Genomic DNA, 436 nt, shown 5'->3' on the forward strand with positions numbered 1-436 from the left:
GCCCGCCAATGACGAGGTCCCCCGTGATATCAACCCCATTTGCATCTCCCGTGTTAACGGTAATGGTAGCCTTCGACATGTCAGTTCCTTCGCAATGTTGATCGCCATGAGCGCAAGCCTCACAGCATGCTACGGGCTTGACCTGCCGCATACCAGAGAATACAGTGCTACCTGCATTGATGCGGGGTGCGCCACATCCTGCTTCTACCGTGCAAGCACCTTGCACACCTGCCGACAGAAACGCTAGATGATCAGGAACTACATTGGCCCATGAGCCAGCGTAATTTTTGCCATTGTGGATGCCTGCTCCTTCGACAATGTCGATAAAAGCACCCACGGAGACATCAACCATTTCACCGTCAAGCACACGCTGATACGTCTCAGTGGCATCACCACCGATGGCATCAATCATGTCCTTGTCGAGCCACGCCTCAGT

General features: G+C 53.7%; 1 protein-coding gene. It reads right to left on the reverse strand.

Features of this window, described 5'->3' with window-relative positions:
* Nucleotides 1–436 (reverse strand): hypothetical protein (locus VJI93_RS08525; RefSeq protein ID WP_324009280.1); only part of this gene is annotated, 436 nt, incomplete at both ends.

Origin of the sequence: Parvimonas sp. M20, assembly GCF_035282425.1 — a bacterium.
Taxonomy (GTDB): Bacteria; Bacillota; Clostridia; order Tissierellales; family Peptoniphilaceae; genus Parvimonas.